6 protein-coding genes are annotated in these 8,302 nt (G+C 27.9%); 3 read left to right on the top strand and 3 right to left on the bottom strand.

Annotated elements, in window-relative coordinates; all coding sequences use genetic code 11:
- Positions 1-27 precede the first annotated feature (27 nt).
- Together R4K56_RS14035 and R4K56_RS14030 are read right to left on the bottom strand one after the other, a co-directional pair.
- A complete protein-coding gene (locus R4K56_RS14035; protein ID WP_335773065.1) occupies positions 28-1,728 on the bottom strand; it encodes an amidohydrolase in 1,701 nt (566 codons plus the stop codon).
- A gap of 17 nt (positions 1,729-1,745) precedes the next feature.
- The gene (locus tag R4K56_RS14030) at positions 1,746-2,129 is read right to left on the bottom strand and encodes a VOC family protein (RefSeq protein WP_335770612.1); all 384 of its coding nucleotides are present in this window, start codon (positions 2,127-2,129) and stop codon (positions 1,746-1,748) included.
- Positions 2,130-2,408: 279 nt separating this feature from the next.
- Between R4K56_RS14030 and R4K56_RS14025 the strand changes: the two genes are divergently transcribed.
- The 3 genes from R4K56_RS14025 to R4K56_RS14015 all read left to right on the top strand — a co-directional run bounded on the left by R4K56_RS14025 (position 2,409) and on the right by R4K56_RS14015 (position 7,883).
- Positions 2,409-6,155: a phosphoribosylformylglycinamidine synthase gene (locus R4K56_RS14025; RefSeq protein WP_335773064.1), complete on the top strand. Its 3,747-nt coding sequence runs from the start codon at positions 2,409-2,411 to the stop codon at positions 6,153-6,155.
- Between the two features lie 78 nt (positions 6,156-6,233).
- A complete protein-coding gene (locus R4K56_RS14020) occupies positions 6,234-7,037 on the top strand; it encodes a Cof-type HAD-IIB family hydrolase (protein WP_335770614.1) in 804 nt (267 codons plus the stop codon).
- 42 nt (positions 7,038-7,079) lie between these two features.
- Positions 7,080-7,883: a Cof-type HAD-IIB family hydrolase gene (locus R4K56_RS14015; protein ID WP_335773063.1), complete on the top strand. Its 804-nt coding sequence runs from the start codon at positions 7,080-7,082 to the stop codon at positions 7,881-7,883.
- On the opposite strand, the gene R4K56_RS14010 is transcribed toward R4K56_RS14015, so the two are convergent.
- Positions 7,878-8,225, bottom strand: a complete 348-nt coding sequence (locus R4K56_RS14010) for a winged helix-turn-helix transcriptional regulator (protein ID WP_335773066.1) — start codon at positions 8,223-8,225, stop codon at positions 7,878-7,880. The two genes, R4K56_RS14015 and R4K56_RS14010, sit on opposite strands and share 6 nt — an antisense overlap.
- Between the last annotated feature and the right edge of the window lie 77 nt (positions 8,226-8,302).

The following is an 8,302-nucleotide window of genomic DNA, read 5'->3' as shown; positions in this document are numbered from 1 at the left end:
CATATATAAATTAATATTTAATTTTAATTAAATAGAAGAATTATTCTTTAAATATAAAGTTTTTCCTTCTTTAATAGTCTCAAGAACCTCTATATCTTTTATACTCATAGGCTCGCAAGTTAAAGGATTATCGCTAAGTATAACTAAATCAGCTAATTTTCCTTCTTCCAATGTACCTTTTATATCTTCTTCTTTATTTTGATATGCAGCATTTATAGTAATAGCTTTTAATGCTTCATAAGGAGAAACTTTCTGATTCTCACCAAGTACAATACCGGACATAGTTACTCTATTTACTGCACACCAAATAGTTTCAATCATATCTGGTTTTATTACTGGCGTATCCTGATGGTATGTAAAAGCTAACTTATTGTCTAATGCTGTTTTTGAGGCACTTATTTGAGAAGCTCTTTCCATTCCTAAATTAGCTATATGAACATCTCCCCAATGATAAACATGTGCTACAAATATAGAAGGTATAATATTAAGATTAGACATAGAAGTATATTGTTCTTCTCTTACTATTTGGCTATGAACCAAAACCGCTCTATAATTATTTGTAGTATTTCTTTTTTGCATAACATTACTGAATGCATTTATATACTGATCTGCTGCTGCATCTCCATTACAATGTGCCTGAAGCTGTAATTCATCATCTAAAGCCTTTTCAACATATTTTTCTACATCTGCATTACTATATATTCCATATCCTCTATATCTTGCTGGGCCGCTTACATAAGGCTGTTCTAGCCATGCAGTTTTTGCCTGAGGAGAACCATCTAAAAATATCTTGTATCCGCCTATTTTAAATCTATTACTGTATTTTCCTACCATTTCTTGATTTGTTTCTACTATAGAATCAGAGGTTTTTAAATCTATAAATCCTATAACATCCATTCTGAATCTATTATTAGTTATCATATTAATAACAAGAGGGAATTCGGCAGTTGATAATAAAGCATCTTGTGCTGTTGTAATACCATATCCTAAATAAACATCTTCTGCCTGATTGATAAATCTCATCAAATCTTCGTCTGTTAATTCAAAATTAATACTATTGGCATAATGTAAAAAGGCAGTTTCTTCCATATATCCTGTAGGCTTTCTGCTGTTTGGATATCTTTCTATTACTCCGCCTTCTATATCAGGAGTATTCTCATCAACTCCAAATTCTTCTAATGCTTTAGAATTCATTGCCCCAACATGTCCGGAGGCATGAGTTATAAATATTGGGTGTGTTGTAGAAATTTTATCTAAATCATCTCTATTTGGATTCTTTTTCTCCGGAAGTAAATTATTATCATATCCAAATCCTATTACCCAAGCATCTGGCTTTAATTTATTTACTTCTATATAATTTGTAATCTTTTGTGCTATTTCAAGTAAATTAGTAGAACCTGTTAAATCTACTGTTGTAAGTGACTGGGCAAATCTTACCAAATGGCTATGAGAATCTATAAAACCAGGCATTAAAGTTTTACCTTGCAAATCTACAACTTCAGCATATACATTATTTATAATGCTTTTTTCATCTTCATCAGTATATGCTACTTTCATAATAGTATTATCCCTTACTTCAATAGCCTTGGCATAAGTAGGTTTATCTCCTTTCATTGTAAGTATATTTCCATTATGATAAACCTTTATTTTATGAGTAATTTTATCATGGCATGAATTAATAAATATTCCTATAAATAAACAAAAAATAAAGAAATATACTTTTTTCATTTTAATCCCCTTAATAATTAAATTGTTATTTCTATTTTATTATTTTCAATATCAAGAACTACACTTTCATAATATCCGTCTCCTGTAGTTCTAGGATATGATGCAATTTTAAATCCATCTTTTTCCAATTCTTCTGTAAGGCTGTCAACTTTCTCTTTGCTTCCTACAGATATAGCAATATGAGCAAATCCGTATATTTCATCATTGGTATTTCTTTCCTTTATATCTTTTCTGCTCATTATTTCGAGTCTGCAGTTATCATCAAATGTAAGAAAATATGATTCAAAACCCTTCTTTTCATTAACATATTTATCATTGCATTTACAGTTAAAATATTTAATATAAAAATTCTTAACTTTTTCTAAATCTTTAGCCCAAATGGCAATATGAGATATTTTCATTTAATAGCCTTATAATCAAAATTCATATTAATATTATAACATTAATATAAAAATTAAAAACACTTATTATCTGCTTATATAAGTAATAATATAAAAAATAATGAACTATAAATAAAAAATATCAAAACATTATTATTTACAGTATTTTTAATAAATATATATAAATTTCATATTACAAATATTTATTAATTATAAATAAAATCAACTATTGATATAATAATCATTACATATATAATGCATTAATAATAAAAAACTCTATTCTAAAATGAGGAATAATCAATGAATTACCGTATTTTTATCGAAAAAAAAGAAGGTTTCAATTTGGAAGCCAAAAGATTAGAAAATCAATTAAAAGAGAATTTCAAAATAAAATGTTCTGTAAGACTTCTCAATGTTTATGATATTTTTAATATTGAAGAAAGCCAATTAAATAATTCTATCAAAGTAATATTTTCTGAACCTCCTACAGATAAGATAGTAGAAAAAAAGGATTTTGAAAATTTAAAATATTTTGCAGTTGAATATTTACCAGGACAATTCGATCAAAGAGCAGATTCAGCATTACAATGTTTAAAATTAATTTATAATGATGTAGAAAATGTTTCTATTGTAAGCGGAAAGGTTGTAGTATTTGAAGGCGATATAGATAATGATACTATAGAAAAAATAAAAAACTTCTATATTAACCCAGTAGAAAGCAGAGAAAAGGATTTAAACAAGTTAGAAATTGAACAGTCACAAAAAGCTGATGATATTAAAGACGTTGAAAATTTTATAAAATTTAATAGTGAAGAATTAGCTCAATACAGAGATAAACTTGATTTGGCTATGACTTATAAAGATATAGAGTTTGTACAGGACTATTTCAAACATGAAGAACAAAGAACCCCAACAGAGACAGAAATAAAAGTTCTTGATACATATTGGTCAGACCATTGCCGCCATACAACATTCATGACAAAAATTAATGATGTAAAATTAGAAAATGATAAAAGTAATTTTTCAGAAGTTATACTTAATGCCATTAATAAATATCATGATATGAGAAAAGAGCTTTACGGAGAAAATGTTGATATAAAAAGAGATGTTAATTTAATGGATATGGCAACAGTATCAGCAAAATACATAAAGAAAAAAGGAAAACTTGAAGATTTAGAAATTTCAGATGAAATAAATGCATGTTCTATTTATATAGATGTTGACGCTGTTGATGAAAACGGAAAAAACAAAACAGAAAAATATTTATTAATGTTTAAAAACGAAACTCATAATCACCCTACAGAAATAGAACCTTTCGGAGGAGCTTCTACTTGTTTGGGCGGAGCTATAAGAGACCCGCTTTCTGGGAGAAGCTATGTATATCAGGCAATAAGAGTTACAGGAAGTGCTAATCCATTAGAAAAGCTAGCAGATACTTTAGCTGGAAAACTTCCTCAAAAGAAAATTACTACAACTGCAGCAGCAGGATATTCTTCTTATGGTAACCAAATAGGACTTACAACTTGTTTGGTTAATGAAATATATGATGAAGGATATAAGGCAAAAAGACTTGAAGTTGGTGCTGTTGTAGGTGCTGTTCCTGTAAGTTATGTCCGAAGAGAAAAACCAAAAGCAGGCGATATAGTTATAGTGCTTGGAGGAAGAACAGGAAGAGACGGATGCGGCGGTGCTACAGGTTCATCAAAAAGCCATACTGATACATCTTTAAGACTTTGCGGTGCTGAAGTACAAAAAGGTAATGCCCCAGAAGAAAGAAAAATACAAAGATTATTCAGAAATAAAGAGGTTACTAAATTAATAAAAAAATGTAATGACTTCGGTGCAGGCGGTGTTTCTGTTGCTATAGGTGAATTATCTGACGGAATTGACATTAATCTTGATGTACTTCCAGTTAAATATTTAGGCTTGAATGGTACTGAATTAGCAATATCAGAATCTCAAGAAAGAATGGCTGTTGTTGTTGAAAGTAAAGATGCAGATAAATTTATAAAACTTGCCAATGAAGAAAATATTGAAGCTACAAAAGTTGCAACTATAACAGATACTAACAGACTTGTAATGTATTTAAAAGGCAAAAAGATTGTAGATATAAACCGTAAGTTTTTAGATACAAACGGAGCTAAGCAGGAAACTAATGCAGTACTTAAAAATATAGATTTTGAAAATAATCCTTTTAATACAAAGAATGCATGTTCTCTAACTTCTCATTGGTTTAACATGATAGAAGATTTAAATATTGTTTCTCAAAAAGGACTTATTGAAATGTTCGATTCATCAATAGGAGCTACAACTGTATTAATGCCTTTCGGCGGAAAATATCAAATGACTCCAAGCGATGTAAGCATTCAAAAAATACCTATATTCGATAATAATGCAAAACAAATAAATACAGCTTCTGCTATTACCTGGGGATACAATCCTTCTATAATGAAATGGTCAGAGTTCCATGGCGGTATATATTCTGTAATAGAATCAATGTCAAAACTTGTTTCCATAGGTGTTGATTATAAAAAAATAAGATTATCATTCCAAGAATATTTCGAGAAATTAGGACAAGATCCTAAAAAATGGGGTAAAGTTTATTCAGCATTGCTTGGTACAATATATGCACAAACTGAATTTGATATACCAGCTATAGGCGGTAAAGACTCTATGAGCGGTACTTTCAATAATATATCAGTTCCTTCAACTTTAATATCATTTGCAGTATCAACTGTTGACAGCAATGATGTAATTTCTCCTGAATTCAAATCAGCTAATAATTATGTTTACTTAATAAAACATAATATGTTAGAAAATTACATGCCAAATGTTGCTGAAATAAAAGAAAATTTTGACTTTATACATCAAAATATAAAAGACAAAAAAATATTATCAGCTTACACAATTAAATTCGGAGGTATTGCTGAAGCTTTAACTAAAATGTCTTTCGGTAACAGAATAGGTGTTGATATAAAAGATGAGCTTTATTTCTTTAATTTGATGCCTGCTTCATTTATAGTGGAAACTAAAGAAGAATTAAATTATAAAAATGCTGTACTTATAGGAAAAACTATCAATGAATACAAAATAAAAGTATGCGGAGAAACTGTAGATTTAGAGGAAATAGAAAAATCATGGCTTGATAAATTATCTCCAGTATTCCCTTATAAAACTTATGAAGATATAGAAACTTATCCATTAGCTGAATACAAAAGAGAAGCACCATTTATATGTAAAAATAAAACTGCTAAACCTAATGTATTAATAGCTGCATTCTTAGGTACTAACTGCGAATATGATACTCAAAAAGCATTCTCTGATGCTGGTGCCAATACTGATATTTTTGTATTTAGAAACATTAAACCAGAATACATAAAAGAATCAATTGAAGAAATGTCTAAAAAAATAGATAATTCTCAAATATTTATGATACCTGGAGGATTCAGTGCGGCAGATGAGCCTGACGGTTCCGGAAAGTTTATTTCTGCAATACTTACAAATGAAAAAATAAAAAATTCTATACATAAATTATTAGAACGTGACGGACTTGTTTTAGGTATATGTAATGGTTTCCAAGCATTAATAAAATCAGGACTTCTTCCTTATGGAAAAATAGGAAATATTACAGAAAACTCTCCTACTCTTACATTCAATAAAATAGGAAGACACGTTTCACAAATGGTAACAACAAAGGTGGTATCAAATAATTCTCCTTGGTTATACAATATTCCAGTAGGAAGCGAATTAGTTGTTCCTATTTCTCATGGTGAGGGAAGATTCTTTGCCGATAAAGCTACAGTAAAAGAGTTAATCAAAAAAGGACAAGTTGCTACACAATATGTTAACTTTGAATCAAAACCTACTAATGAATTTAGATTTAATCCTAATGGTTCAACTTATGCTATTGAAGGCATACTTTCAGAAGACGGAAAAGTATTCGGTAAAATGGGACATAGTGAAAGATACGGAAACAATTTATACAAAAACATTATAACAAAAGATATTTATAATATTTTTGAAAATGGCGTGAACTATTTTAAATAAAAAATATTATATTATAAACAAGTATGCTTATATATTTTTAAGTATACTTGTTTTTATTTTTAAATAAAAGGATATATAATGAACATATCAAAAGACACTATTAAATTAATAGCTACTGACTTAGACGGAACTTTACTAAATAACAATAAAGAAATTTCAAAATTCAATCAAGAAATATTAAAAACACTTATTAAAGATTATAATGTTCAATTAATATTATCAAGCGGAAGACCTTATGAAGGAGTAAAAAGCTATAATAAACTTTTAGAAAATAATAATTATTCTATTATTTTTAATGGTGCTTCTATAGTTGATAATAATGGTAATGTTATATATAAACAAACTGTAGAAGAAAATGATGCCAAAACTATAATAAAACTATCAGAAAAATATGATGTATGCGTTCATGTTTATGATAATGGAAAATATATTGTATCAAAAGAGGATTTTCCTATAAAATCTTATGTGCAAAAAGAACAGACTATTGCCCCTATTATAGGTCTTGAACATATTGAAACTTACAGGTTTGATAAAATGCTCATCTTGGGTAAAAGAGATATTTTAAATGAACTTTATAAAGAAATATCAGAAAATACTGATGTTCATTCTTCTTTTTCTGGAGATTTATCTTTAGAAATAACATCTAAAATTGGAAATAAAGGAAAATCGCTAGAATGGATTTGTCATAATAAAGGAATAAGCCCTAATAATATTATAGCTTTTGGTGATAATTTTAATGATATTGAAATGATTGAGTATGCAGGTATTGGTGTTGCTATGGCTAATGCCGAAGAAATAGTTAAACAAAAAGCTAATTACACAACTCTTTCAAATGAAGATGACGGAGTAGGAAAGTTTTTAAAAGATATTTTTGAATTATAAAAATTAAATTATTTCTATAATTTTATATTTTAGGATATATAAATGAATATTTCAAAGGATACTATTAAATTAATAGCTGCTGATTTGGACGGAACTTTACTAAATAACAATAAAGAAATTTCAAAATTCAATCAAGAAATATTAAAAACACTTATTAATGATTACAATGTTCAATTAATATTATCAAGCGGAAGACCTTATGAAGGCATAAAAAAGTATAATGAAATACTTAATAATAAAAATAATGCTATAATATTTAATGGTGCTTCTATAGTTGATGAAAATGGAGAAATTATATATAGAAGAACTGTTGAAAAAGATTCATCAAAACAAATAATAGAATTAAGTAAAAAATACAATGTTTGTATTCATATATACGAAAACGGCAAATACATAATATCAAATGATGATTTTCCTATTAAATCTTATGTACAAAGAGAAAAAGGAAGAAATTTTACTATAGGTCTTGAAAATATTGTTGATTATGAATTTGATAAAATACTTATTTTAGGAGAAAGAAATATTTTAGAAAACTTTAAAGAAGAAATAGACTCTAACTTTGATGTACATACTTGTTATTCCGGGGCTAACTTTTTAGAAGTAATTTCAAAAGATTCAAGCAAAGGAAATTCTTTAAAATGGATTTGTGAAAATAAAGGAATTAGTTTAGACAATGCAGCAGCTTTCGGAGACAATTTTAATGACATTGAAATGATAGAATATGCCGGCATTGGGGTTGCTATGGCTAATTCTGAAGAAATGGTTAAACAAAAAGCTAATTATACAACCCTTTCAAATGAAGAAGACGGAATAGGATTCTTTTTGAAAAATATTTTTGAATTATAAGCATTGAGGATTAGTAATTTCAAATCTTTCATCAATATTTTTCTCCCCCCATTCGCACATAGCTTCTAATATTTTTGATAATGATTTGCCTTTTTTGGTTATAGAATATTCTACTCTTGGAGGAACTTCAGCATATACTTTTCTATTGATAAGTCCGTCTTCCTCCAATTCTCTAAGCTGATTAGTTAAAGTCCTTTGAGATATAGGCTTCATATAACGAAGCATTTCATTAAATCTTTTTGTTTTATTTTCTATAAGATAATTTAATATAAGAGGTTTATACTTACATCCTATCATATAGAGTGTAACTCCTATTTCTGATGCTACTTTTATTTTTTTCATATAATATACCTAAACAACTATATTTTGTCAAAAATAAATTTATATTTTTGTTTTTATATCTGGGGCTTTGCCCCAGA

It is taken from the genome of Brachyspira pulli (assembly GCF_036997785.1).
Taxonomy (GTDB): Bacteria; Spirochaetota; Brachyspiria; order Brachyspirales; family Brachyspiraceae; genus Brachyspira; species Brachyspira pulli.
Note: the sequence above shows the minus strand (reverse complement) of the source record. Positions and strands in the feature narration are given on the sequence as shown.